The organism is Rothia sp. HMSC075F09, assembly GCF_001810515.1.
Lineage (GTDB): Bacteria > Actinomycetota > Actinomycetes > Actinomycetales > Micrococcaceae > Rothia.
Window position 1 is genome coordinate 92,800 of the sequence record NZ_KV801785.1, and the last position, 25,582, is coordinate 118,381.

General features: G+C 58.0%; 22 protein-coding genes. 13 read left to right on the forward strand and 9 right to left on the reverse strand.

What is annotated here, in order from left to right:
• Positions 1-16 precede the first annotated feature (16 nt).
• The 5 genes from HMPREF2749_RS04525 to HMPREF2749_RS04545 form a co-directional block, all read right to left on the reverse strand.
• Complete coding sequence (locus tag HMPREF2749_RS04525; protein ID WP_070593541.1) at positions 17-1,351, reverse strand: uracil-xanthine permease family protein; 1,335 nt, start codon at positions 1,349-1,351, stop codon at positions 17-19.
• Positions 1,352-1,606: 255 nt separating this feature from the next.
• Positions 1,607-2,692, reverse strand: a complete 1,086-nt coding sequence (locus HMPREF2749_RS04530; RefSeq protein WP_070593542.1) for an acyl-CoA dehydrogenase family protein — start codon at positions 2,690-2,692, stop codon at positions 1,607-1,609.
• A 30-nt stretch (positions 2,693-2,722) separates the two neighbouring features.
• Complete coding sequence (locus HMPREF2749_RS04535; RefSeq protein ID WP_005507939.1) at positions 2,723-3,247, reverse strand: DUF4242 domain-containing protein; 525 nt, start codon at positions 3,245-3,247, stop codon at positions 2,723-2,725.
• Between the two features lie 247 nt (positions 3,248-3,494).
• A complete protein-coding gene (locus HMPREF2749_RS04540) occupies positions 3,495-4,685 on the reverse strand; it encodes a Fic family protein (RefSeq protein WP_070593543.1) in 1,191 nt (396 codons plus the stop codon).
• Positions 4,686-5,019: 334 nt separating this feature from the next.
• Entirely contained in the window at positions 5,020-6,480 is a 1,461-nt protein-coding gene (locus tag HMPREF2749_RS04545; protein ID WP_070593544.1) for a peptide MFS transporter, read from the reverse strand.
• Between the two features lie 310 nt (positions 6,481-6,790).
• Here HMPREF2749_RS04545 and HMPREF2749_RS04550 point away from each other — a divergent pair, with 310 nt between their 5' ends.
• The 9 genes from HMPREF2749_RS04550 (at position 6,791) to HMPREF2749_RS04580 (ending at position 14,764) form a co-directional block, all read left to right on the forward strand.
• A complete protein-coding gene (locus HMPREF2749_RS04550) occupies positions 6,791-7,123 on the forward strand; it encodes a rhodanese-like domain-containing protein (RefSeq protein WP_005504230.1) in 333 nt (110 codons plus the stop codon).
• 27 nt (positions 7,124-7,150) lie between these two features.
• Positions 7,151-8,731 (forward strand): anthranilate synthase component I family protein, encoded by a 1,581-nt coding sequence (locus HMPREF2749_RS04555; protein ID WP_049340128.1) that lies wholly within the window; start codon positions 7,151-7,153, stop codon positions 8,729-8,731.
• A 65-nt stretch (positions 8,732-8,796) separates the two neighbouring features.
• Positions 8,797-9,378 (forward strand): orotate phosphoribosyltransferase, encoded by a 582-nt coding sequence (pyrE, locus tag HMPREF2749_RS04560; protein ID WP_070593545.1) that lies wholly within the window; start codon positions 8,797-8,799, stop codon positions 9,376-9,378.
• 122 nt (positions 9,379-9,500) lie between these two features.
• Positions 9,501-10,277: a TrmH family RNA methyltransferase gene (locus tag HMPREF2749_RS04565; RefSeq protein ID WP_239662183.1), complete on the forward strand. Its 777-nt coding sequence runs from the start codon at positions 9,501-9,503 to the stop codon at positions 10,275-10,277.
• Positions 10,278-11,143: 866 nt separating this feature from the next.
• Complete coding sequence (locus tag HMPREF2749_RS04570) at positions 11,144-11,977, forward strand: hypothetical protein (protein ID WP_049338606.1); 834 nt, start codon at positions 11,144-11,146, stop codon at positions 11,975-11,977.
• Between the two features lie 102 nt (positions 11,978-12,079).
• Positions 12,080-12,211 carry a hypothetical protein gene (locus tag HMPREF2749_RS09460; RefSeq protein WP_256370613.1) on the forward strand — a complete coding sequence of 44 codons (132 nt, stop codon included), beginning with the start codon at positions 12,080-12,082 and terminating at the stop codon, positions 12,209-12,211.
• Positions 12,212-12,624: 413 nt separating this feature from the next.
• A complete protein-coding gene (locus tag HMPREF2749_RS09485) occupies positions 12,625-12,981 on the forward strand; it encodes a peptidase inhibitor family I36 protein (protein WP_141747363.1) in 357 nt (118 codons plus the stop codon).
• A gap of 67 nt (positions 12,982-13,048) precedes the next feature.
• Positions 13,049-13,864 (forward strand): hypothetical protein, encoded by an 816-nt coding sequence (locus HMPREF2749_RS04575; RefSeq protein ID WP_049342002.1) that lies wholly within the window; start codon positions 13,049-13,051, stop codon positions 13,862-13,864.
• Positions 13,865-13,951: 87 nt separating this feature from the next.
• Complete coding sequence (locus HMPREF2749_RS04580) at positions 13,952-14,764, forward strand: hypothetical protein (RefSeq protein ID WP_049338604.1); 813 nt, start codon at positions 13,952-13,954, stop codon at positions 14,762-14,764.
• Between the two features lie 231 nt (positions 14,765-14,995).
• Here HMPREF2749_RS04580 and HMPREF2749_RS04585 read toward each other — a convergent pair whose 3' ends face one another.
• From HMPREF2749_RS04585 to HMPREF2749_RS04595, 3 genes are all read right to left on the reverse strand, one after another.
• Positions 14,996-16,048, reverse strand: coding sequence for an ornithine cyclodeaminase (locus HMPREF2749_RS04585; RefSeq protein ID WP_005504242.1), 1,053 nt, complete (start codon positions 16,046-16,048; stop codon positions 14,996-14,998).
• A 283-nt stretch (positions 16,049-16,331) separates the two neighbouring features.
• Positions 16,332-17,933, reverse strand: a complete 1,602-nt coding sequence (locus HMPREF2749_RS04590) for an amino acid permease (RefSeq protein ID WP_049342001.1) — start codon at positions 17,931-17,933, stop codon at positions 16,332-16,334.
• Positions 17,934-18,238: 305 nt separating this feature from the next.
• Positions 18,239-18,625, reverse strand: coding sequence for a hypothetical protein (locus HMPREF2749_RS04595; protein WP_012902700.1), 387 nt, complete (start codon positions 18,623-18,625; stop codon positions 18,239-18,241).
• A gap of 263 nt (positions 18,626-18,888) precedes the next feature.
• On the opposite strand from HMPREF2749_RS04595, the gene fbaA reads away from it, so the two are divergent.
• Positions 18,889-19,914, forward strand: a complete 1,026-nt coding sequence (gene fbaA, locus HMPREF2749_RS04600; RefSeq protein WP_012902702.1) for a class II fructose-bisphosphate aldolase — start codon at positions 18,889-18,891, stop codon at positions 19,912-19,914.
• Positions 19,915-20,097: 183 nt separating this feature from the next.
• Here fbaA and HMPREF2749_RS04605 read toward each other — a convergent pair whose 3' ends face one another.
• Complete coding sequence (locus HMPREF2749_RS04605) at positions 20,098-20,679, reverse strand: arsenic metallochaperone ArsD family protein (protein ID WP_049357483.1); 582 nt, start codon at positions 20,677-20,679, stop codon at positions 20,098-20,100.
• 338 nt (positions 20,680-21,017) lie between these two features.
• Between HMPREF2749_RS04605 and HMPREF2749_RS04610 the strand changes: the two genes are divergently transcribed.
• The 3 genes from HMPREF2749_RS04610 (at position 21,018) to HMPREF2749_RS04620 (ending at position 25,513) form a co-directional block, all read left to right on the forward strand.
• Positions 21,018-21,530 (forward strand): PTS sugar transporter subunit IIA, encoded by a 513-nt coding sequence (locus tag HMPREF2749_RS04610; RefSeq protein ID WP_070593546.1) that lies wholly within the window; start codon positions 21,018-21,020, stop codon positions 21,528-21,530.
• Positions 21,531-21,921: 391 nt separating this feature from the next.
• Positions 21,922-23,526, forward strand: coding sequence for a glycerophosphodiester phosphodiesterase (locus HMPREF2749_RS04615; protein ID WP_070593547.1), 1,605 nt, complete (start codon positions 21,922-21,924; stop codon positions 23,524-23,526).
• A 349-nt stretch (positions 23,527-23,875) separates the two neighbouring features.
• Complete coding sequence (locus tag HMPREF2749_RS04620; protein ID WP_070593548.1) at positions 23,876-25,513, forward strand: NAD-dependent succinate-semialdehyde dehydrogenase; 1,638 nt, start codon at positions 23,876-23,878, stop codon at positions 25,511-25,513.
• Positions 25,514-25,582: the final 69 nt, after the last annotated feature.

Here is a 25,582-nt window from a genome sequence, read left to right on the forward strand (position 1 = left end):
ACGGGCGGTGAAGAACTTAGTGTCCCTCAGTGCTCTTCTCAGGGTCGAAGGGCTCCAGCGGGTCGCCAGCAGCCTTCGTGTACTTCGCAATGAAGGTCATCAGGTGGAAGATAATCAGGGTCGCAGCGGTACCCAGAGCAATACCGGCGAAGGTCATCCCATCGAAGGTCCAGGTGTAGTCCGCGATACCCACAATCAGCGCCACAGCGGCGGTGGTCAGGTTAATCTGGTTCGAGAAATTCACGCGGTTCTCGCTCCAAATACGAACACCGAGCATACCGATCATGCCGTACAGCACGGTTGCGGCACCGCCCAGAACACCCGCAGGAACAGACGCAATAGCCGCGCCGAAGCCCGGGAAGAGCGACAGAACAATCGCGAAGATAGCAGCCACCCAGTACGCCGCGGTGGAGTACACCTTGGTTGCAGCCATAACACCGATGTTCTCAGCGTAGGTGGTGGTACCCGAACCGCCACCCATGCCTGCGATGGTGGTTGCCAGGCCGTCCGCCATGAGGGCGCGGCCGGAGTAGTCGTCCAGGTTTTCGCCGCTCATCTGAGCCACCGACTTCACGTGACCGATGTTCTCAGCCACGAGCACCAGAATCACGGGGATGAACAGGCCTGCGAGCTCCCAGTGGAACTCGGGGGTCTGGAACTGCGGTAGGCCAATGATGCCCTGGGTCTGCACAGCCTTGTCAATCTTGGAGAAGTCTACCTCACCGCGAATCACGGCGGTGATGTAGCCGATACCCACACCCAGCAGGATGGACAGGCGGCCAATGATGCCCTTGAAGAGCACCGAAATCAGGATGATGGAGCACAGGGTCACCAGCGCGGTCACCGGTGCCACCATGAAGTTGTCCTTAGCGCTCTTTGCCAGGTTGAAGCCAATCAGCGCCACAATCGAACCGGTCACGACCGGGGGCATGAGCTTGGTGAGCCAGCCGGTGCCAGCGAACTGAACGATTAGGCCGACCAGGAACAGCGCCGCACCCGCCATGACGATACCGCCTAGGGCACCGGCCGGGCCGTGCGAGTTCATAGCAGCCGCCAGGGGTGCAATGAATGCGAACGAGGAACCCAGGTAGGAGGGGACGCGTCCGCGGGTAATCAGCAGGAACAGGACCGTACCGATACCCGAGAAGAACAGGGTGGTTGCCGGCGGGAAGCCGGTAATAATCGGCACGAGGAAGGTCGCGCCGAACATTGCGACCACGTGCTGCGCGCCGATACCGATGGTAATCGGCCATGCGAGGCGCTCGTTCGGGGCAACGAAGGAACCGGGCTTGATGCTGCGGCCGTCGCCGTGGATCGACCAGTCAAAGCCGAGAAGCTTAGAGATGCTCAAAGGGAGCTCCTGAGGTGAATGTGGTGGTGTATAAAATTCCACATCATTCTACGCGTATACAAGCGTGGGTCACAGCTAAACGGCTGTAAATATGAGCAGGGATACGTTGAGTGGTGCATATATTCTCTTATCGTGGGCTCTATGTCGCGTATATAACCCAGAAAGCATCAATACCCTGTATATGCAATAAATCGCATATACAGGGTATTGATGCAAAGAGCGAATAAAAACACTCGCTACAGCTAGCTCAGTGGCTTAGAGAGCGTCACGCAGGTTCTCCAAGTGATCGTAACGCGCCAGTTCGTAACGCAGGTGACCCTCGGTCGGGGACTGAACCGGCAGGAACGTCGCCTCACGCAGGCGGCGAGCCGTCGGGGAATCAGCCACGTAACCGGCGCCTCCAACAACCTGCAGCTCAAAGTGAGTAGCAATGGTTGCAAAGTGCGAAACACCCAGGCGCAGGCTCAGCAGGTCACGACGCTCAGCACGCTCCGGCTCAGACGCCAGACGAATCAGTTCCTCACGCAGGCTCTGGTACTCGGTCAGAATCAGCGGGAACTCAGGACGGAATACGCCCTGAGAGACGTCCAGGTGCTTAGCAGCCTCCTGCAGGGCGCCAGCGGCAAGACCCAGGCAGAACGACGACTGAACCAGCAGGAACGGCGCGGTCACATCGTGCAGGAACGCCTCAATGTTGTCGCTCAGAATGTCCTCGCTCGGAACGAAAACGTCCTCGAACTTCAGGGTGCCGGACTCGGTGCCGTTCAGCGCCAGCAGGTTGCGGTGGTAGTCAATGCTCAGACCCTCAACATCCTGGCGAACCGTCACGATGTAGCGGTTCGGGTGGCTCTCCGGGGCGTTCTGCACAGCCACCGGAAGAACAATCACGCCGCCCGGATACAGGTTCGACGCCCACGACACGGAACCGTTCAGCTTCAAGCCGCCCTCAACGAGGGTGCCCTCAACCTTGATCGGTGCCAGGCCCGAAGCTTCCTTGTAGGCCGCCGCCATTGCGGTGGTGCCGCTGACGGTCGCATCCGACAGGCCCTCGGGCAGTTCGCGACCCACAGCGTCAAAGAACGCGATGGTGGAGCGGTGAGCCCACAGGGAGAACGCCGTCGAGGCATCCTCAGTGGCAAGGTCGAACGCTACCGAAACCTGGGGGACCAGGGAGCCGCCGTCGCGGCCCAGGGTAATCAGGCCGTCCTTAGCGATTTCGCGCAGGTTTTCGAAGGGGGAACGCTCGCCACGGTCAACCGCGTTAGCGTGGGTTTGGGCGAGTGCGAGCACCTGCTCGCGCTGGGGGTAGTCGTAGAGGGGTTCGAGAGTGAACTCAGACATGGGGTTTCTCCTAAGAGGGGAGCATCGCGTCTATGCGTGCAGCTTGAACAGTCGGTCAATGGGGGTGCTGACGGCCTTACGGGCGCGAACAACAGCTTCTTCGTCGGGTGCGTCGTAGAAGCAGAGGCACTTGGCGGTGTCTTCGCGAACGTAGGTGCGCAGGAAGGAAACCTCGGGTACTTCAGCGTACTTGGGGGCGTTTGCCTTCTTGCGGGTCAGGTACTGTTCCATAGTGATCTCTGCGGGGATGTCCCACTCAACCAGGTAGTCTGCGTCCTTCTTGAGCTTCTTGATGTCTTCGAGCTCTGCGCCGACCAGGCGGACTGCGTCGGGGCCTGCGACGGCTGCGCGCTCACCGATTGCTGCGGCGAGGTCGGGGCCGAATGCGGTGTTCTCGGATTCGACGATGACGAAGACGATCTTGTGGTCTGCGGAGACCTGGGTTTCGATGAGCTCGGCGCCGTTGGTCAGGGACGAGTTGACGGTCTCGATGAGTGCGGTTGCTTCGTCCTTGGACGGCTGTGCGGGGGTCAGTTCTACCAGGTAAAGTGCCATGATTTTCTCCTCGGCTAAGGGTTGAAGGGTTGTTCCGGAAGGGGCCTTCCGGTTTGTTATGGATTCACCTTAGACCCGTGGTTGAGGGCTGTCTAGTAGATTTCTGTTCGTGGCTTAATACGTCCTTTTTGACTCTAATGTTCGTCATGTGTGTTCATGCGGAGACATAAATCGTCACAGTTCCGTGCATGGGAACCCGCCTACAGCCGCAGAATTTTCGCGTGGGTTATCGAACCCGGAGGCGCATCTATCCGCGCCGTCCCGCTCGTGCTGCAAAGTCGTCGAGGGCGCGGTTGAGAGCGGGGACAGTCCACACTTTTTGCCCCTGAATTTTGACGCGTTCTTCACGCAGAATCTGCAGCTCCACCATGCGGTTGAGGAGGCGGTACACGCTGGCTTTCGACCCCTGCGTGTGCTCCTCCACCATGCGCGCGGTGAAGGCGGGCTCGGTGCAGCACAGGTCGGCGAGGGAACGCAGGAGAGGGGTTTTGCGCTGGGCAATGGACAGCACCTCATCGCGCAAGATTTCAATGTCTTGCGCCAGGATTTCTGCGTTGGTGATTGCCTTCTGCGTGGCGTCGATGAAGAGCTCGATGATGGGTTCGGCGTCGCCTGCACGGTAGTCGGTGAGCGCCTGAACGTACCCTTCGGTATCGTGCAACAGGCCGGAGGAGACGGGCAGAATCACGTGGCGGGTGACGCCGCGGGCGAGCAGGAGCGCGGAGATGAGGGCTCGCCCGGTTCGACCGTTGCCGTCGGTGAAGGGGTGGATTGTCTCAAATTGGGCGTGCGCGATAGCCGCCTGTGCGAGGGGGTCAATATCGCGGCGGTTCATGAAGGCTACAAGGTCTTCGAGGGCGGCAGGAACCCGCTCGTGATGCGGTGCCACGTAGTCGGCGGTCACGGGTGAATCACCCTTAATCCACACCCACTGGGTGCGAAGCACGCCGGAGTCCTGCTGCAGGCCGCGAGTCAGTTCGCGGTGCATCGCCAGAATGTTATCGACACTAATGTTCTCTGCCGTGTTTAGGGCTGCACGCATGGCGTGAACATTGCGCGCCACCAGCTCGGCGTTAACACCGACCTTCGACCCGCTTGCACCCAGGACGGCAAGCGAGAGCCTGCGTGCGCTAACGGTGAGGTTTTCAATTTGCGAGCTGGAGGCGGATTCGCCGCGCAGAAGAACCGCGGAGAAGGGTATGCTGCCGATGTGGTGGAGCCGCTCATCGAAGCGGGTCATTGCGGTGGCGTTCTCTTGGAGGCGCGCTCGCAGTGCGGGGCTGAGTTCGATGTTGAGCTCAGCAATGGAGGCGGGTACGGCGCTGGAGAAGGTGCCGGAGTTGCGGCGCGTTGCTCGTCGGGAGGCGAGGGCGTCCCGGTGCACCCAGGGGGTTTGCGGCTCCCATGTGAGGGCGGGCCAGGTGATGGCTGAGGGCATGGTTCCTCCTCCTGCGTGTTGGTTGCTGGTCGTGGGGTGGGGGTCTTAATAAGACAATACACTTCGATTTTCTTATTAAGGCGCTTAATAAGAAAATCTGCGCGGATTGTCTCATTAAGGAAAACGCCCCGAACGCCCCTAAACCCGCCCTCCTGAACCTCCCCAAACATTCCAGCGCTCCGGCGCCGGGGTATACGCCGGGGCATGTACCAGGGCGTACAGTAGGGGCCCCGAACCCTTGGTAATTCAAGGATTCGGGGCCCTAGCCTATATGCGTTCGCCTACACGATCACGCCGCCCGAAAGCAGCGAGTCAGCGGTACAGGCAAATGCGGTTACTTCACGCCGCGCATGAGCTTCTGAACCGGCTTGTGCACCAGGAACAGCAGCACACCGGTCGCGATGGTGATAATGCCCATCCAGGTGAAGTAGGGAACTTCAGTTTCCATGCTGTAGAACGGAGCCAGCCAACCGGAGAGCACGGTACCCATTGCTACGGAGGTGAAATACAGCGCCATCATGTTCACGCGGTGCGCCTTCGGTGCGAGCTTGGTCGCCAGCGAAATACCCACCGGCGAAATGATCAGCTCGGCGATGGTGCAGACGAACAGAATCAGCACGATCCAGCCGACGTTCACGCTCTGAACGCCCGCCTGGGTGAGGAAGATCCAGAACGCCAGACCGATAATAATCAGCGCTGCGGAGAACTTCAGGGTGGTGACCGGCTGGCGGTCGCCCCACTTGGTCCACAGGGCGGAGAACATCATGCCGAAGACGATGATGAAGATCGGGTTGATGGAGTTGACCAGGTTCGGGCTCAGCTCCATGCCCAGGATGTTCCAGTTGAGGCGCTCATCCGAGTACACCGCCATGACGGTGAACTGCTGCTGGTACAGTGCCCAGAACACGGCGTTTGCAATCCACAGGGGGATGAATGCGGTGACGCGGGAACGCTCATCGGAGGTGACGTCCTTGGCGGTCAGCATCTGTGCGAACAGGGCGATAGCGCCGATGAAGATGAAGCCCATGACCCAGTTCTTGAGGTTGTCTGCGGTCATCAGGCCGGTTGCCAGCAGGATGCCGAGAACGACGACGATACCGACCAGTGCCAGGAAGAAGTTACGCTTCTGGGCGCCGGTGAAGGGGGTGCCCACGTGGTGTACGGAGGCGGGCAGGTTCTTGCGGGTCAGCGAGTACTGAATCAGGCCGGCAGCCATACCGATTGCGGCAAAACCGAAGCCCATGTGGAAGCCCCAGGTGCTCCAGCCCCAACCGGTCAGGATCGGGCCGAGCAGTGCACCGGTGTTCACACCGATGTAGAAGATGGTGAAGCCTGCGTCGCGGCGTGAGTCGTTGTCGCTGTAGAGCGAACCGACCAGCACGGATGCGTTACTCTTCAGACCGCCGGAGCCGATAGCGACCAGCAGCAGACCAATCACCACGCCGGGCACGCCGGGGATGAGGGAGAGGGAGATGTGACCCGCCATAATGCCGATGGCGGAGTAGAAGAGGGTACGCTCGGGGCCGAGGATGCGGTCACCGAGGATACCGCCGAGGATTGCCATGAGGTACACGACTGCACCGTACGCGCCGATAACGCCGGTGGCGAGGTCCTTGTCGAGGCCCAGGCCGCCCTTGTTGGCGGTGTAGTACAGGTAGTAAATCATGATGCCCTGCATACCGTAGAAGGAGAAGCGCTCCCACATTTCTACGGTGAACAGGTTCGCGAGCATGCGCGGGTGGCCGAAGAAGGTCTTGGTGTCCTTGGGTTCGGCACCTGTGATGGTGTGAGACATGGTGGTAATTCTTTTCTGTGCAAGCCCGGGGTTCTATGTGACCCGGGCAATATGTGTTTAAGTCTATACCCTTATAGGTGCATATGTATACATGGTGTGTGCCTGTATTTCAAAGATTGAACTATCAATCAGTGCATGAAAAACCATTTCGATTTTTTCGTATGCATCATTTCCGAATCTCACAAACCCCCAAATACCGGGCTAGATGCGCCACACACCCCCAACGCGCTAGAGTGGAACCACGACTATGCCCACCCGGCACCCCACCGTGCCGACCGGCCCGTCCTCATTCAATTCAAAGGAGAACCCCATGACTGCTGTACCCCAGGTTGACCCCCGCGACGTTCCTGCCGGCGCAACCATCATCGACGTGCGTGAAGACTACGAGTGGGAGGGCGGCCACGCCACCGGCGCCAAGCACATCACCCTCGGCACCATCGCTGAGCGTCTGGAAGAACTGCCCGCACCCGGCGAAGACTTCTACGTCATCTGCCACGGCGGCGGCCGTTCGAACCGCGCGGCAACCTTCCTGCGCGAGCACGGCTACGCCGCACACAACATTGCAGGCGGCACCAGCGCATGGTTCGCTGCCGGCCTGCCGATGACCAGCGAAAACGGCGAAGCACCCGCAGTTGTTCACTAAACCGCCAGTTCGCCTGCACGCCATACAATGGAGTCCGTGACTGAAACTTCCGCGGACCGTATTTTTTCTACCTCGAACGCTCCCGCTTCTGCGTCCCCTCATGCCCTGCCGAGTATTCTGCAGGGCATCCAGTGGGATGCGCAGACGCGGGAGCTTGTCGTGCGCCCGCTTCCTTTCGCGGTGAACTGCGAGGAGGCGTACCCGCTGCTGACCGGTGGTGCCGAGTATTCCTTCTGGCTGGATTCGGCGCGTGAGGAGTCGCCCATGTCGGTCGCCTCGTATGTGGGTGTGGTTCCGGCGCAGCTGTCGCCTTTGCGCGTGGATTCGGCGCGTGCGGCGGCTGAGTCTGGCGGGGAAGACCCCTTCGCCCAGCTGGAGGCGGCGCTCGCCTGCGCACCGCGCGTGCACCCGGATACCGCGGCGGCAACCGGTCTGCCTGTGGGTTTGCGTGGCGGTTACGTGGGCTATTTCGGCTATGAGGCGCGTGCCGCCATGGGCATGGAGCACGGCCACCCGGTGCCGGGCTACCTGCCGGCGCATGAGGCGCCGACCCCGGATTCTCTGTGGTTGCCGGCGGTCCGCTACCTGGTGCATGAGCATACCCGCCCGGGTGCTGCGGCGCGTAGCTGGCTGGTGGGGGATGAGCCGTGGTGTGAGGCGGCGGAGCGGCTGCTGAGCACGGTGCTGGCTCCGGCGCTGAGCGCTGCGGGGGAGTGCGCCTCCGAAAATACCCCCGTAAATGCCCCTGAGCTTACCGAGCCTCTGCTCTTTCCTGCACCCGCCGCGGAAGCCTACATGGACGCTGTTCGCGCTAGTCAGCACGAAATCTACGAGGGTAACAGCTACGAGGTGTGCCTGACCGCGCAGACGGTCGCGCGCATCCAGAATCCGAGCCCGGAGCTTTTCTTTGAGCTGTACCGCCGCCAGCGCGCCCACAATGCGGCACCCTATGCGGCGTATCTGCGGTGCGGCGATTTTTCGGTGCTCTCTTCCTCGCCGGAGCGTTTTTTGAGTGTGGATGAGCAGCGTAATGCCCAGACAAAGCCGATTAAGGGCACGGTACCGCGTGGCGCCACCCCGGAAGAAGATGAGGCTGCCGCAGCCTGGTTGCGTACCGATGAGAAGACCCGCGCCGAGAACCTCATGATCGTGGATCTGTTGCGTAATGACCTGTCCACGGTGTCTGACCCGGCGTCCGTGCGCGTGCCGGTGCTCATGGGTGTGGAGAGCTACTCGACGGTGCATCAGCTGGTGTCTACGGTCAGTTCGCGTCTGCGTGAGGGCGTGAGCGCGGTGGCTGCCGCGCGGGCGTGCTTCCCGGGTGGTTCGATGACGGGTGCGCCGAAGCCTTCGACCATGCAGATTATTGAGGGCCTGGAGGGTCGCGCTCGCGGCGTGTATTCGGGTGCTTTGGGTTTTGTGTCGGCGGATGGTTCGGCGAACCTGTCGATTGTGATTCGCACGCTCGTGGCGCACGATGAGGGCACGGTGACTCTTGCCGCCGGTGGCGCTATCGTGGCTGATTCCGACCCGACCGCCGAGTATGAGGAGATGCTGACGAAGTTGCGTGCTGCGTTGCCGCCGTCGGTGGGTCGCGTGGTGGAATAGCCTAGGGCTGGAATAGTGCAGGGAATAGCCTGCGCCGCCTGTACGTGAGCCGCTACACTTGAACTATGACTAAGCTTTCTGAAAATCTCCCCATTGAAGAAGCCCGTGAACGCCTGCGCCAGCTGATTTCTGAGCTGGCTGTGGTGCGCGGGCACGTGGTCCTCGCCTCCGGCAAGGAAACCGACTACTACGTTGACCTGCGCCGCATCACCCTGCACCACGAGGCTTCTCGCCTGGTTGGTCAGGTCATGCTGGACCTGCTGGATAAGAACGGCATCGAGTTTGAGGCTGCTGGCGGCCTGACCATGGGCGCTGACCCGGTGGGTACCGCGATTATGCGTGCCGCTGGTGATCAGGACCGTGCGATTGACGCGTTTGTGGTGCGTAAGGCTCAGAAGTCTTACGGCATGGGCCGTCAGGTGGAGGGCCCGAGCGTTGAGGGTCGCCGCGTGGTTGCTGTTGAGGACACTTCCACTACCGGTGGTTCTGCGCTGACTGCTGTTGAGGCGCTGCGTAAGGCTGGCGCTGAGGTTGTGGCGGTTGCTGTGATTGTTGACCGTGCGACCGGCGCTAAGGAGCATGTGGAAGAGGTTGCGGGCGTTCCGTGCCTGTACGCGTACTCGAAGGATGAGCTGGGCCTGGACTAGTCTCTACTAGCTTGGACTAGGACCTCGTGAATTTTTAAGACGTTCCGCTGCGGCGGGTGAACCCGTGCCGCTGGCTACTGTGTGTGGCTGGTGGTGCGGGTTTTTGTCTGTAAGATGGCTCTGTGGGCGCCGGAGTGGCGCTGGTTGTTGGCGTGAAGGTGGTTGTGATGGTTGAGAATCGTGAGGCGGCTGAGGCTGTACCTGCTGAGGCTGTACCTGCTGAGGCTGTGCCTGCTGAGGCGGCTGTAGCTGAGGCTGTTGAGGGTACTGAGCAGGGTACTGCCCGTTTTGAGGTGGGTGTGGGCCCGTGGGAGGGTCCGTGGCCTGAGGGCGACCATTGGGATGAGGAGCTGCTGCGTGAGGGCGACCGCCGTAACGTGGTGGATAAGTACCGTTACTGGTCGATGGACGCGATTATTGCTGACCTGGATACGCGCCGCCATGATTTTCATGTGGCGATTGAGAATTGGCAGCATGATTTGAATATTGGCACGGTGGTGCGTACTGCGAATGCGATGTTGGCGAAGGAGGTCCATATTATTGGGCGTCGCCGTTGGAATCGTCGTGGTGCGATGGTGACGGATCGTTATCAGCATGTGCGTCATCATCCGACGATTGAGGATTTTGTGGCGTGGGCGCAGGCTGAGGGTCTGGAAATTATTGGTATTGATATTTTTCCGGATTCGGTGCCCCTGGAGACGTATGATCTGCCGAAGAGGTGTGTGCTGGTTTTTGGTCAGGAGGGCCCGGGTTTGTCGGAGGAGTTGCATGCGGCGGCTAGGGATACTCTGTCGATTGAGCAGTTTGGGTCAACGCGTTCGATGAATGCGGCGACGGCTGCGGGTATTGCGATGCATGCGTGGGTTCGCCGCCATGTGTTTGGCCAGATTCCGTCGTAGCCTGGCGGCTGTTTGGTGTTTAAAGGTTCCGATGCGTTGTGTGCGCGTCGGAACCTTTTTTGTTGGGGGTTTTTATTGGGGGTTTGGGTGATTTTTTTGTTAGAGTGGGGTGTTGAGTTTTTCACATGAATGTGGGTACCCACGGGGTTTGGTTCGTTGTTTGTGGTGGGGTTGTGTGATGTTATCTGGATTTTTTGTCTTGTAAATGTAGTAAATAATATTTAAATATATCTAAATCGGGTAAATCACATATTATCACATAAGTGATTTAGGTCACTAAATAAATAGTCTAGGTGTGCTAGTGTTAATTCAAGTCACAGGGAATACGAGAGTCGCACTCTCAATTTCGGTTTGGGGCATGCGATGGATTTCCTGACTTCGGCTCGCCAATGGTTGCGGGTTGTGGATATGAATGACCGCGGCGTCATTCTTTTGAAAGGAGATTCTGATGAGGATCTTTAATAAGTCTCTTGCTGTTGCGGCCTGTGTGGCTGCGGTGACTTTCGGTGCGGTAGCACCTCCGGCACATGCGGGTGTTACTTTCTATTCGGATGCCAATTTCCTTGGGTCCCGTATGTACACCTGGGATAACCCTCATCTGGGTTGGATGAATGACCGTGCATCTTCATTGCATTCTGATGGGTGCCGGTGGCGCTATTACGAAGACAGCCACTATAGGGGTCGCAGGTTTGATTCTTCTTCCGACCTCAACTATCTGCGGGGTCTAAGCCATGAGGGTCTCCATTGGGGCGAGACTTGGGATGACCGGATTAGCTCAGTTAGGTATGTGTATTGCTAGGTGAATGGTGGTAGAGGGACAGGATGCTTTCCTGCTTTAAGTTTTTCTTCCACTCTGAAAGGAGGGTGTGCTCTTGCATAAAAGTAGTGCATTCACAATCACTGCCCTAGCAGGCGCGCTTTTGCTGTCTTCATGCGCTCAGGGAGGTGCCTCAAATTCTGAGTATAAAGCCAAGCTCGATTACGCGAATAATTTGATTACTCTTCCCCTGGATGAGTATGACTATGACGATGCGTCAAGGGCTGTAATTAATGAGGCGGTCGCCCGTATCATGCAAGTATGTTATGTAGCTAAGGGATACTCTGATGCTGTCCCTGTGTTCTCTGATGATCAGCACAGTAATATATATGGTGCCTGGAATGTTGAATATGCCAAGAAGTATGGATATTTCAATGAAGAAAAGTCTCGAGAGCGCACGCAGGCGGCAGAGAAAATACCGGCAGAGATTAGGAAGGAATGTCGCAAGGAAAGTGCCAATCAGTTGAAAGAAATTGAATACGAGAATGACAATGACTCTTTCGCTTACCGGCTTAGACAGGAAGCCTATGCGAGTGCGAAAAGTGATCCGGAATGGAATAAAGTTCGCTCTGAATGGTGGAGCTGCCTAGAGAGCAATGGGTTAACACCACGCAAGGATGACCAGGCGTGGGGTAGTCAAGAGACGTCCAATATTGACGTAAGTTCTAAGAGTGAGGAGGAAAAAACTCAAGAAGTGATTCGCCTCGCAACTATCGAAGCGGAATGTAATCAGAAGGTTGGTATGGCTCAGCGTCTGGGTGATATTGAGGCATCCTACCAGGGGCCTCTCATTGAGAAGAACCAGGCGAAGCTTAACCAGTTGAAAGAAGAGAAAGAAAAGCATGTGGCGAGGGCGCGTGAAATTATCGCCACTAGTCAATAACACATTCTGTTTGAACTGAATAGTACAACTAATAATTGTGATGGAGGAGCCCAGTGTTTGTGGGCTCCTCCTGACTTTCCTGGTTGAAAGGAGTCGGTAACAATGAAGGAATTTGCTGCTCTGTTCGCCTGCTTTGCTCTTAAAGAGTGCTACGCGAAAAAAGGATGCGATTTTGAAATCCTAGAAAATGGCTGGGTTTCTGGTGATGCCTCCGGTATGGCTCCTGGAATGTGAAGCATGTGTGCGCGTCGGAACCTTTTTTATTGGGGTTTTTATTGGGGTATTGGGTGATTCTTTGTTTGGGTGGGGTGTTGAGTTTTTCACATGAATGTGGGTACCCACGGGGTTTGGTTCGTTGTTTGTGGTGGGGTTGTGTGATGTTATCTGGATTTTTTGTCTTGTAAATGTAGTAAATAATATTTAAATATATCTAAAGCGGGTAAATCCCATATTATCATATAAGTGATTTAAATCACTAAATAAATTGCCTAGGTGTGTTAGTATTAATTCAAGTCACAGGGAATACGAGAGTCGCACTCTCAATTTCGGTTTGGGGCATGCGATGGATTTCCTGACTTCGGCTCGCCAATGGTTGCGGGTTGTGGATATGAATGACCGCGGCGTCATTCTTTTGAAAGGAGATTCTGATGAGGATCTTTAATAAGTCTCTTGCTGTTGCGGCCTGTGTGGCTGCGGTGACTTTCGGTGCGGTAGCACCTCCGGCACATGCGGGTGTTACTTTCTATTCGGATGCCAATTTCCTTGGGCCCCGTATGGAAACTGAGGGGACGACCCATTTGGATTGGATGAGTGACCGTGCATCTTCATTGCATTCTGGTGGGTGTCGGTGGCACTATTACGAAGACATTAATCACAGGGGTCGAAATTTTGAATCTTCTTCCGACCTCAACTATCTTCGCGGTCTAAGCCATGCGGGTCTCCATTGGGGCGAGACTTGGGATGATCGTATTAGTTCTGTTTACAAGGTAAACTGCCGCTGGTAATTGTGATGGAGGAGCCCAATGTTTGTGGGCTCCTCCTGACTTTCTTGATTGAAAGGAGTTGGTAACAATGAAGAAATCTTCTGCCCTACTCGCCTGCTTTGCTTTAGCTTTAAGTTCCTGTGCCGCTGCGCCTAAGGATACTAGCCTCAAAGCCCAGCTGGATTTTGAAAATAACTATATTACTCTTCCCCTCGACGAATACGATATGAGTGACCAGGCCGAAGATATAACATATAGGGCGTATTTGTTGATTCTTAAAGAGTGCTATGCGAAAAAAGGATACGATTTTGAAATTCTAGAAAACGGCTTGGTTTCTGGCAACGCCTCCCAGTACGGCTCCTGGAACGTGAAGCATGCGGCGAATCATTTTACGTCCATCCAAGTCAGAGATGAGCAGGAAAGGATTTATAAGAGCATCCCTGAAGACGTCAGGGCCAGCTGCCGCGAAGAGCATCGGGAAGAACTGGATATGCTCTATTTTGATGAGGATGATGAGAAAAAGTACCGCCCCGTCGAGCGTATCCGTAGTGAAGCGTACATGCGTGCGCAGGCTGACCCTGAATGGAAGAAAGCCCGCTCAGATTGGTGGGACTGTCAGCGTCAGGAAGGGTTGACGCCTCGCACCGGGGACGGTGAATGGACGAGCAAAGAAACGGCCAGTCTGAATGCTGATGATCCCAAAGTGTTGGAGGAGGTTATCCGCCTGGCAACCATTGAAGCTCAATGTAGCGAGAAGGTGAGGTTGGCCCAGCGTCTGGGTGATCTTGAGGCGTCTTATCAGGGGCCTTTGATTGAGAAGAATCAGGCGCTGCTGAATGAATTGAAGGCTGAACGTGATGCGAAGATAGCGAAGGCGCGCGAAATTATTGCCACCCACCAGTAGATATCAGCAACAAGCAGATAGCATCCCTTGGGATAATTGGGGTAACTCCGTTTGAATGCTACAACGAGGTATGGAGGAGGAAAGCCTATGCGTAAGGCTCTCTCTGCGGTAACAGTATTCTGCCTGCTGGGGGCGTGCGTATCCTGCTCCAACAGTGCCGAGCGGGACACCTCACGAAAAGCTGTTCTCGATTATTCAAAGAACTACATACACCTTCCACTGGACGAGTATGCCTTCGATGAACTAACAATCCGTACGGTGAGCACGGCGTGGCACACGCTCATGTCCGAATGCTACGCGCACCACGGGCAGTCCTACGCTGTGCCCTCAATAGACACCCCGCAACCCGGGGGGCTATACGGCAACTGGAACGTCGAGTACGCCAAAAAGTACGGGTACTCCCAGAAGGAATCCCGAGGCCCAGACGATTCAGCATCAGACGACATCAACGCCCGGTGCCAAGAAGAGGTGAAAACCGCATTCTCTGACGTCGAACTGGACGAAAAAGAATACCGGTTTGTAGGAGAGCTAAACTCACAGGCATACACCTACGCCTCCCAAACCGATGAGTGGAAAAATATTCGCTCAGAATGGTGGACCTGCCTGCGTGAACGCAGACTAACCCCCAGGGAAGGAGAGAGCGACTGGATGTCCGAAGAAAGCGCACATCTCATGACCTCCTCCCAAGGCAACGAAGAAGCTAAGCCGGAGGAAATCCGCCTCGCAACCATCGAAGCGGAATGTAACCAGAAGGTGGGTATGGCTCAGCGTCTGGGTGATATTGAAGCGTCCTATCAGGGGCCTTTGATTGAGAAGAACCAGGCGAAGCTCAACCAGCTGAAAGAGGAGAAAGAAAAGCGTGTAGCGAAGGCGCGTGAAATCATCGCCACCCACCAGTAGCCACACCCGCTGAAGGGTAGAACGGGTGAACCAGCCGCAGAATGCTCACAAGTTGCCCATAAGAAAATCCGCGCACAAGAATCCGTGCATACGAAAATTTCATAAGAAGGAGCCGGGGAGTGTCACCACTCCCCGGCCCTCACTTTATTCACTCTCAACCTCGCAGCCTCCGCTGGCGCACCTTACAGGCCCACCAGCTCAAGGCTACTCAGCGTCAGGTTACTTAGCCCTTTAGCCCACCGGAACGTTAACGTTCACCAGCGAGTACAGATCCTTCGGATCATCCGGGCTAGCAACCAGGTCAATGAACTGCTGCAGGTCGGTGTCCTGCGTAGCCGCACGGGCATAACGCAGACCCGAGAAGTCAGCAATCGCGAAGCCCACCGAATCAAACAGGGTAATCTGCTCATCCGACACGCGGCCCGGCTCCTCACCGGTCAGAACCTTCCAGAACTCCACCACCGGGAAGTCCGGGTCCTTCTGCTGAATCTCGCCCTCAATGCGGGTCTGCGGCGGGAACTCAACAAACACAGTGGAGCGGTCCAGAATTTCGCTTTCCAGCTCAGTCTTGCCGGGGCAGTCGCCACCAATAGCGTTCAGGTGCACGCCGGGCTTTACCTGGCGGTCCAGCAGAACCTTCGCCTGCTGCTTATCGGCGGTGCAGGTGGTAATAATGTCGGCACCCTCAACAGCCTCATCCACGTCCTTAGCCAGGTGGATGCGGAAGCCCAGCGGCTCCAGGTTACGGCGGAACTTCTCCATCGCGTGCGGGTCAACGTCGTAGACGGACAGGTCCTCAATGCCGAGCACAGCGCGCATACCCAGCGCCTGGAACTCAGACTGCGAGCCGGTACCAATCATTGCCATCTTCTTCGAATCCTTGCGTGCCAGGTGCTTAGCAACCATGGCGGACACGCCAGCGGTACGCAGCGCGGTCAGCAGGGTCATCTCAGCCAGGAACACCGGGTAGCCGTTGTCCACGTCAGCGAGCAGACCGAACGCGGTCACAGTCTGGAAACCGCGTGCCGGGTTCGACGGGTGGCCGTTCACGTACTTGAAGGAGTAGGTGATGTTGTCGGAGGTGGGCATCAGCTCAATCACACCGAAGGGGGTGTGGGAGGCGACGCGCGGGATCTTGTCGAAGCTCTGCCACTTCTTGAAGTCTTCTTCGAGGAAGTCGACCATGCCGGCAATGATGTTGCCTACGCCGTCCTTCTGAATCCACTTCGCCATCGAGGCGACGTCAACAAATTCCACCGCGTGTGCGCTAGGACGTTCAGTCATGATTTTCTCCTTTGAATATCTGCACAAAACTTCTTTGTGCATCTGGTGGTCACTGCGGATATCTATTATCTCAAAATATATTGCAGGACACACCGTATTAGAAATGCTGTAGATATGTACTTTGCTTTATGTATTACACGGATGTAATACGGAACGAACACGAAAAGACGTACAGGGAGGGGGTTCTAGAACTCCTGGAACCTACGGGCTAGGGTCTAAAACCCCCTCATCGCCTTCACCGGGATTTCACTGGGATATCACGGGATCGGAGGCTGCCGTCGGGTTAGTTGCCCATCGGCTTGTCCTCGTCCTCAGCGTCCAGTTCACCCAGGTCAATGTGGGTGCGAGGCTCCGAAACGAGTTTCTTCACCACGGGGCGGGCAGCAATCACAGGCACGGAACCGGTGTAGCCTTCACGGACGCGAGCAATCTCGTTGACGCGGTCACGAACCGTGTACCAGCCGATAATCAGCAGCGGGATAACCAGCAGTAGCGATGCCAGGGTGTAGGTGCCGACCGGGTAATCCAGTGCCATCAGCACCAGCACAACAGCGAGGAAGACCATCACAGCCCAGTCGCTGAAGCGACCGCCGGGTGCGCGGTAGTTGGGGCGCTTGTACTTGCCCTCGCCGACCAGCTTCAGGTACTTCTGGTGCGACATTGCGATAGCCGCCCAGCTAGCCATGGTGCCCACGGATGCGATGTTCAGCACGACCTCGAACGCCTGCTCGGGAACGAAGAAGTTCAGCACAACACCGAAGAGGCCAATCACACCGGTCAGCAGAATACCTGCCACCGGAACGCCGGAGCGGGATACCTTGGTGGTGAACTTCGGTGCCGAACCTGCAACACCCATCGAGTGGAGGATACGGCCGGTGGAGTACAGGCCAGCGTTCAGCGAGGAAGCAGCCGCGGTAATAACGACCAGCTGCATAATCGGTGCGGTACCGTCAATGCCGATAGCGTCGAAGAAGGTCACGAACGGCGACTCTGCATCCTTGTATGCGGTGTAGGGCATGAGCAGGCAGAGCAGAACCACGGAACCAACGTAGAAGATCGCAATACGCCAAATCACGGTGTTGATAGCGCGGGGGATAACCTTCTCAACGTTCTTGGTTTCACCACTGGTGGTGCCGACCAGCTCAATACCGGCGTAGGCGAACACAACGCCCTGAACCACGATAAGAGCGGGAAGAATACCGTTGGGGAAGAAGCCGTCATTGGCTGCAATAAGGCTCAGGCCGGGGGTGACGCCGTTGATGGGTTCACCGAAGACCAGGTACCAGATACCTACCGCCATGAAGGACAGCAGGGCAAGAATCTTAATGAGCGCGAACCAGAATTCCAGCTCACCGAAGAGCTTCACGGAGATGAGGTTCAGAGCCACAGTGACGATAACGACGATGAATGCGCTGAGCCACTGGGGAATATCTGCGAAGAACTGGTTGTATCGACCGAACCAGCTGATGTAGATAGCGATAGCGGTGGCGTCTGCAACGGCGGTCATTGCCCAGTTCAGCCAGTACAGCCATCCGGATACGAATGCGGCCTTTTCGCCGTAGAATTCGCGGGTGTAAGAGACGAAGGAGCCCGAGGAAGGGCGGTGAAGGATCAGCTCGCCGAGGGCTCGAAGAATCAGGTAGCCGAAGAAGCCGATGACGGCGTAGATAACGGCGAGCATGGGGCCTGCGTCCTGCAGGCGGCTACCGGTGCCCAGGAACAGGCCGGTACCAATTGCGGAACCGATGGCGATCATCTGGAGCTGACGTGCGCCAAGCCCCTTGTGGAAGCCTTCCTGTTCGTGTGCGAACGGGTCATCTGTGGGGGGCTTAGTGTACTGATCCGCTGCAGAAGTCTGCGGGTTCTTGTTCGGTGAGGTGCTCACGCTATACCTCCTTGGATAGTTACGTCTGAAGCACGTGTTACACGAAATGTGGTTGGGAACACGTCTGCGGGTTGTAATGACTATAGCACGGTAATTTAGGTAATATAACTCGCATCACGTAACAATTTATATACATATAATGCATATCTTATAAATATATTTGGTTCATGTTGTATTGTGTGGTTTTCATTGTTTTGTGAAATAGATTAATTGAACCCTGAGTCCAAAAAATCAATTATCCCACCACCGCACAGCACAAGAGCACCCACAACGGGGTGCTCTCACAACCTATTCAAAACGGGGACTTAGCCCTCCATCAGGCGGTCAATCTTCGCCCGCAACGCGCGCTCACGACGATTCAACCACCACCAGCTCGGCCAACGCATCAACGACTTACGGCCCACCTGCACGACCGAGGGGAGCTTCGCCTCCGCAAGCGCCACATCAATCTCGTGGTCACTCGCACCCTCATCACGCATTTTCTCCATCAACTCAAGGGATTTCGCCATATCGCCATGCCCCAAAACATGCCGACTCTTACGCTCCAGAATCTCATCCAACTGGGCGCGCACCGGGGCAATAGCCGCCGCATTCGGATGCTCACGCTCAGCACGACGCTGCGCCTGGCGGGCACGCTTCTCACGTTTCGCGTCGAGCTGTTTTGGATTATTTTTAGCGCTCGCCTTGCTCATGGGAGGTTCCTTTCGTCGCGTCCGGGTGATGTGTGCGCTGGCCTGCACGCGCAGAAGACATCAAGTCATTAACACCTCTACTTTACCGCGGTATTTCGCGGAAATTTCGCTGTAGTAAACCCAAAAAAACCCACAAAAAATTAACGATAAATAAGTCGTATCTTGGTAAAATAGTGCGAGTAGGAGGCGTCTCGCGCGCCAACAAAAAATGGTGAACCGGCCCAACATCGGTAACCGGTCGCATCTATCCAAGGAGTCAGCATATGGCTATTGCAACCCCCGAAGTTTACGCAGAAATGCTGCAGACCGCGAAGGAAAAGGGCTTCGCGTACCCCGCAGTGAACGTGACCTCCTCCCAGACCCTGAACGCTGCAATCCGCGGCTTCGCAGAGGCTGGCTCGGACGGCATCATCCAGGCATCCACCGGTGGTGCAGCATACTGGTCCGGCGCTTCCAAGAAGGACATGGTCGTTGGCTCCCTGGCCTTCGCAGCATACGCACGCGAAGTTGCTAAGCAGTACGACGTGAACATTGCACTGCACACCGACCACTGCCCCAAGGACAAGCTGGAAGGCTTCGTCCTGCCCCTGCTGGCAGAGTCCGAGAAGGCTGTTGCTCGCGGTGAAGACCCCATCTTCAACTCCCACATGTGGGACGGCTCCGCAATCGACCTGGACGAGAACCTGAAGATTGCTGCTGAGCTGATCGAGCGTACCTCCAAGGCAAAGCTCGTTCTCGAGGTTGAGATTGGTGCCGTTGGTGGCGAGGAAGACGGCGTTGAAGGCGCTATCGACGACTCCCTGTACACCACCGTTGCAGACGCAATCAAGACCGTTGAGGCAATCGGCCTGGGCGAGAAGGGCACCTACATGGCTGCTCTGACCTTCGGTAACGTTCACGGCGTGTACAAGCCCGGTAACGTTCACCTGCGCCCCGAGCTGCTCAAGGAAATCCAGACCGAGGTCGGCGCTAAGTACGGCAAGGGCGACAAGCCCTTCTACCTGGTCTTCCACGGTGGCTCCGGCTCCACCGAGCAGGAGATTGCAGACGCAGTGTCCTACGGTGTTATCAAGATGAACATCGACACCGACACCCAGTACGCATTCACCCGCCCCGTTGCTGGCCACATGTTCAGCAACTACGACGGTGTGCTGAAGGTTGACGGCGAGGTCGGCAACAAGAAGACCTACGACCCCCGCGTTTGGGGTGCAGCTGCAGAGGCAGGCATGGCCGCACGCGTGGTCGAGGCTTGCCAGCAGCTCGGTTCCGTCGGTACCTCCATCAAGTAAGGTACTGTTCGCCCGCCGCAGCTCTCGTAGGTGCTGCCGGGTGTGAACCTAAGCTTCGTTAAGCGAAAGCGGTGCCCGCTTCCTCATCACGAGGAGGCGGACACCGCTCTTTGTTTATGCAGTTCTTTGGGTGCGCAGTTTAGAACCGGGCGAGCCGGGCGCTCGTTGCCGGCAGGGGCGGGTTTACTTGCCGCCGCAGCCGCAACCACCGCATCCACAGCCACCGGACTTCACAGCCACCGAACCGGAGGTGGGGATACCGTCGCCGGTGTCGCCACCCATGAGGTTCACGCGGTTACCGATCTCGGGGCCGCCGACCGGCTGGGGTGCCTTACCCGCCAGGGTTGCCGCGAAACCGGCGGGTTCGCCGCTCAGGTTCGGGATCATCGACGCCGCCGGGGAACCGGACGGGCCGCATGCAGCCGCTGCCGCGTTCGCCTTCGGCTGGGCGACCAGGTGGGCGCGCGCAAAACGCTTAATCTGCTCGGCGGTCGGGTACGCGAAGGACACCTTCACCTCACCGTTGACGAGCATGAGCGGCAGAACCTCAATGCCGTTCATCTCAATCTGCTCGGCGACCGGTGCGCACTCTTCAAATGCGGAAGGGTAGGAGTCGGTGGAGTACACCTCAATGTCCACGCCCGAATCCAGCGCCTCCTGCGCGGCACCCAGGAAGATGGAACGCTCCATATCCTGCGGATCCTCCGGGTTCTCACCGGGGCCCGGAATAAATACTTCAAGAACGGTCTCAGCCGCTTCAGTCATCAGTTTCAGCCTTTTCTCTCTTATGGGCACCGGCTCGGGGGAGGGGTGCCAGTCCTTCACTAAGTGTACTCGGGACCTCAAGAGTGCAGAAGTGTGAGTTGAAGTTCCAGATTTGCGGAATATTTGCAGAATTCGAGTCGAATGACCCTCAGCTCGTGAGCTACGGGTTTAGGTGTTGTATTCTGAGTGCATATGCACCGGAGTGTGCGAACCCTGCAAATCAGGCAGGCGTCGCCCGGTGTGAAACCAAGAAGGCAACGACGCCCGCATCCGACGCGGACGCATCAGCGCTACAAATACACGCTATTCATAGCGCCACACGACCAGAAGGAGCATATATGTTCGGTTTCGGCAAGAAGAAGAAGGAAGCTGCCGCACAGGAAGCATCGTCCGCAGACGTCTACGTCGCACCTGTTACCGGCGAGTACCTGCCGCTGAGCGAAGTCTCCGACCCCGTTTTCTCTCAGGGCGTTATGGGCGACGGCTACGCAGTGAACCCCACCGCAGGCACCATCGTCGCACCCGTTGCAGGCACCATCGCACTGATTCAGGACACCCTGCACGCATTCATGCTCCGCACCGAAAACGGCGGCGAGGTACTGGTCCACATCGGTATCGACACCGTTGAGCTCGGTGGCGACGGCTTCACCAAGATTGCTAACGTAGGTGACAAGGTTGAGGCAGGCGCACCCATCATCGAGGTCGACTGGGCAGCTATCGAGGGCCGCATCCCCTCCAAGGAAACCATGGTGATGATCACCAACACCGCAAAGTTCAACATCTCCAAGGACTCTGAGGCACGCCGCCCCGTCGCAGCCGGTGACCGCGTTGCCCAGGCATCCAAGAAGTAAGCTGAACCAGCGAAAATAGCTCAGCTTCAACAGCGGTGAAAAACCCGCGAAAAATGTTTCAACGCAAAAGGTCGCGTCCTGCAGGCTCAATCAGGCTGTGGTCGCGGCCTTTTTCGTTACACGAGAAATTTTTTAACGCCGCATGAAATGCCGCTATTAAAAGCGGCGGAAAAGGAGGAACACATTCACCCGCATTACACCGCGGGTAAGAATGAGGCGCACATAATACCCTATTTTCCTGTAAACGCAGTGAATCACCGATAAAAAATCGTTATCCTACTTAGAGTTGTAGTTTGAGTTGAGAGAATCCGGACCCTCAGCTATAAACCAAAACTTCAATGAACAACCACACACATTACGCTCAACTCATAAAAGAAAAAGGACTACTACGGTGACTGCATTCCCGAAGACCTCTAAGAATCTGAGCCGCCGCGGCTTCATCGGTGCCTCCGCACTGGCACCCGCCGCCCTCATGCTCCAGGCAGGCGAAGCCCACGCCGCAGCCAACACCCGCGCACAGCTCGCGGCAGTACACAGCGGCTCCCCCGCACATCAGCTGCTCTACAAGACCGATGAATTCTTCATCGCCCACCGCGGTGCCGGCAACATCAGCCCCGAGCACACCGCCTACGCCTACGCAGAGTCCGTACGCCGCGGCGCCCTCGCCGTCGAAATTTCCGTACGCACCACCAGCGACGGCCAGTTCGTCTGCATGCACGACACTAACATCAAGCGCACCACCGGTGCGTCCATGGATGTGCGCGGCCATACCCTCGCCGAACTGCGCCAGTACAAGGTCAACATGCGCAAGAACCTGGGCGAAAAGACCGACCTGTACGACATCCCCACCCTCGAAGAGGCCATCGCCGCGGTTGACGCCGTACCCGCAGGCGGCGAATACGCCTCCGTCGGCGGCAAGAAGGTCGTACTGTTCCTCGAAGCGAAGGACGGCCCCGCACAGGCAGGCCTCGTCAAGTTCATCACCGAACGCGGCCTGCAGCGCCGCACCGTCATCAAGATGTACCGCGACGGCAGCGGCGGCTTCAAACCCACCTCCCGCTACCTGAAGCTTGCCAACTCCGCAGGCTGCGCCACCTGGTGCTACTTCGACGGTGGCGACCCCATCGACAAGATTTCCGCAATGGCACGCCACGAAAACGTGGACGCCATCGGCGTACCCTACTACGAGAAGCCGACCGGCGTTTCCCAGGGCTCCATGAGCGAGGAGAACGTACGCGCCCTCACCGGCCTCGGCAAGGCAGTCATCGTCTGGGAAATCCACCGCCGCTCCGCCTACGAAAAGTACAAGGCACTGGGCGTGAAGGGCTTCATGTGCCCCGACCCCTACTGGGTAATCGGTGACCCCTTCGACTCCAGCGTCAAGATCAAGACCGGCAAGCGCCCCCACGGCATGCTGCCCGCCGACCCCTCCGTCGCAGCGGACATGCCCGACCTGACCGGCGCAGCCATCGTGCACAACCAGCGCTACGACGAATCCGTGCTGCTCGGCCCTCTGGCGAACTACACCACTCGCGACAAGTACACCCTCGACTTCTCCATGAAGTGGACCAGTGCAGTGCCGAAGCAGGATGGTCACTACGGCTACATTGCGTTCGGTCGTGAACACGACGGCGCCTTCGGCATCGGCAAGAAGTTCGCTGCAAAGCAGGAAGACGGCACCTACGTGCTCGCTATCCGCCCGAACTACCGCGGCGGCTCCGTAGCGCAGATCCTCTGCTTCGAACCGAACCAGGCAAGCCCGCGTGTGCTGCACACCATGAAGCTGCGCCAGAAGGTCACCACCGGCCAGGCACTGAACTGCAAGATCGTGCTGAACAAGAACAGCTTCTACTACACGGTCAACGGCCAGTACTCCAGCCCCATCAACCACAGCGCCTACCGCGGCCCGTACGTACACTTCGGCCGCTTCCACGGCACCAACGATGGCGGTCCTCTGGAGCTGACTCGAATCGAGGCACGCCAGTCCTGGATTTGAGAGAACCGGTGGGCCTAGTCCACCAGGTCTGACTCGCCGCCCGCTAAGCGGTGAAGGTGCGGGTATCGGGCAGAGCGGATGCAACACCGAGCATCCCTTCCGGGCAACGCCTTCCATAATCCCCAGCTAGGACTCGCGCGCTGAGCAACGCACCGAGCGAGAATCCACCCCGAAGGGGGTCGCATCTGTAATGGATGCGGCCCCCTTCGGCGTGCCTGCGGTCTATTCAGGGCGGGGGGCGTGTAGGCGCGCGGTGACGGGTGGGCGCGCGGGGTAGGGGAGCGTGCAGGACTAGAATTAAAAGCGTCAGAGTCGACCGCACCGGCCGCCCCAACCCGAAAGGCACGCCATGACCACCTCACCCGAAAACCCCGCCGCGAAATCCGCCCAGCTGCGAGGCCGCACCGAACCGCACATGCAAAGCATCAACATGCCGCAGCTTGAACCCATCGACCCCTACGAGCGGCCCTCCTACCCCTTCTTCTACGTGCCCACCGACCTGCTCATCGGCGGCAGCTGGGTCACCGGCGACAACGGCTCCTTCCCCGTGCACAACCCCTCCTGCGGCCAAATCCTCGCGCACGTCGCCGACGCCAGCGTCGAACAGGGCATCGAAGCACTCGACGCCGCCTGCGACGCCCGCACCTCATGGGCGGCAACCAGCGTCCGCGAACGCGCCGACATCCTCAACCGCGCCTACACGCTCATGACGCAGCGCACCGAAGTCATCGCCCGGCTCATGACCCTCGAAATGGGCAAGCCCCTCGACCAGTCCCGCGGCGAAGTCGCCTACGCGGCAAACTACCTGCGCTGGTACGCCGAAGAAGCCGCCCGCAACTTTGGCCGCACCGGCCTCGCCCCCGAATCCGGGCTGCAGATCACCACCGTACGCCGCCCCGTCGGCCCCTGCCTGCTGATTACCCCCTGGAACTTCCCGCTCGCCATGGCGGCACGCAAGGTCGCCCCGGCGCTCGCGGCGGGCTGTACCGCGGTGCTCAAGCCCGCCTCCCTGACTCCGCTCAGCTCCCTGTACTTCGCGTCCCTGATGCGTGAGGCGGGCCTGCCGGACGGCGTGCTGAATGTGGTGACCACTTCCCGTACCGGCGAGGTTGTCTCCGCGCTGATGGCTGATGAGCGTCTGCGGAAGGTCTCGTTCACCGGCTCCACCGCCGTGGGCCGCACCCTGCTCGCGCAGGCCTCGCAGAACGTTCTGCGCACCTCCATGGAGCTGGGCGGCAACGCCCCGTTCATCGTCTTTGAGGATGCGGACATCCCCGCCGCCGTGGAGGGCGCCTACGCGGCGAAGATGAGGAACATGGGCGAGGCGTGCACCGCCGCCAACCGTTTTATCGTGCACGAGGACGTTGCCGAAGAGTTCACCCGCGCCTTCGTGGAGCGTATGGAGGCGACCGTCGTGGGTGACGGCACCGTCGAGGGAACCGACTGCGGACCGCTAATTCAACCTTCAGCGGTTGAATCCATGCTTTTTATGGTGGAAGACGCCCTGGGTAAGGGTGCGCTCCTCGCCTGCGGCGGGTACATTCCTGAGCTTGAGGAGAACGTTCCGAGCGACACCGGCGGCATGCCCAAGAACCTGAACAAGGGCAATTTTATTCGCCCCACCGTGGTGACCGGCGTGACCGATTCGATGCGCGTGTGGCGTGAAGAAATCTTCGGTCCCGTCGCCCCGATCGCCACGTTCAGCGGCTACGGCGAGGAGGGCGAACGCACCGCCCTGAGGCTCGCCAACGACACCGAGTACGGTCTGGCGGCGTACGTGTACACGAGCAACCATCCGCGCTTTACGCGCATGGCGGCGGGCCTGGAGTTCGGTCTGATCGGGTACAACTCGGGTGTTATCTCGAACGCGGCGGCACCCTTCGGTGGCGTGAAGCAGTCCGGCATGGGCCGCGAGGGCGGCCCCGAGGGTCTGGAGGAGTACACCGAGCTGCAGTACATCGGCGCGCCGAACCCGTTCGCCGGATAAGGCTGAATACAGCGAAGCCCCGGCGGGTACCCGAGAAGTGAACTGCGCCCCGAAACTTGGACGCATTAA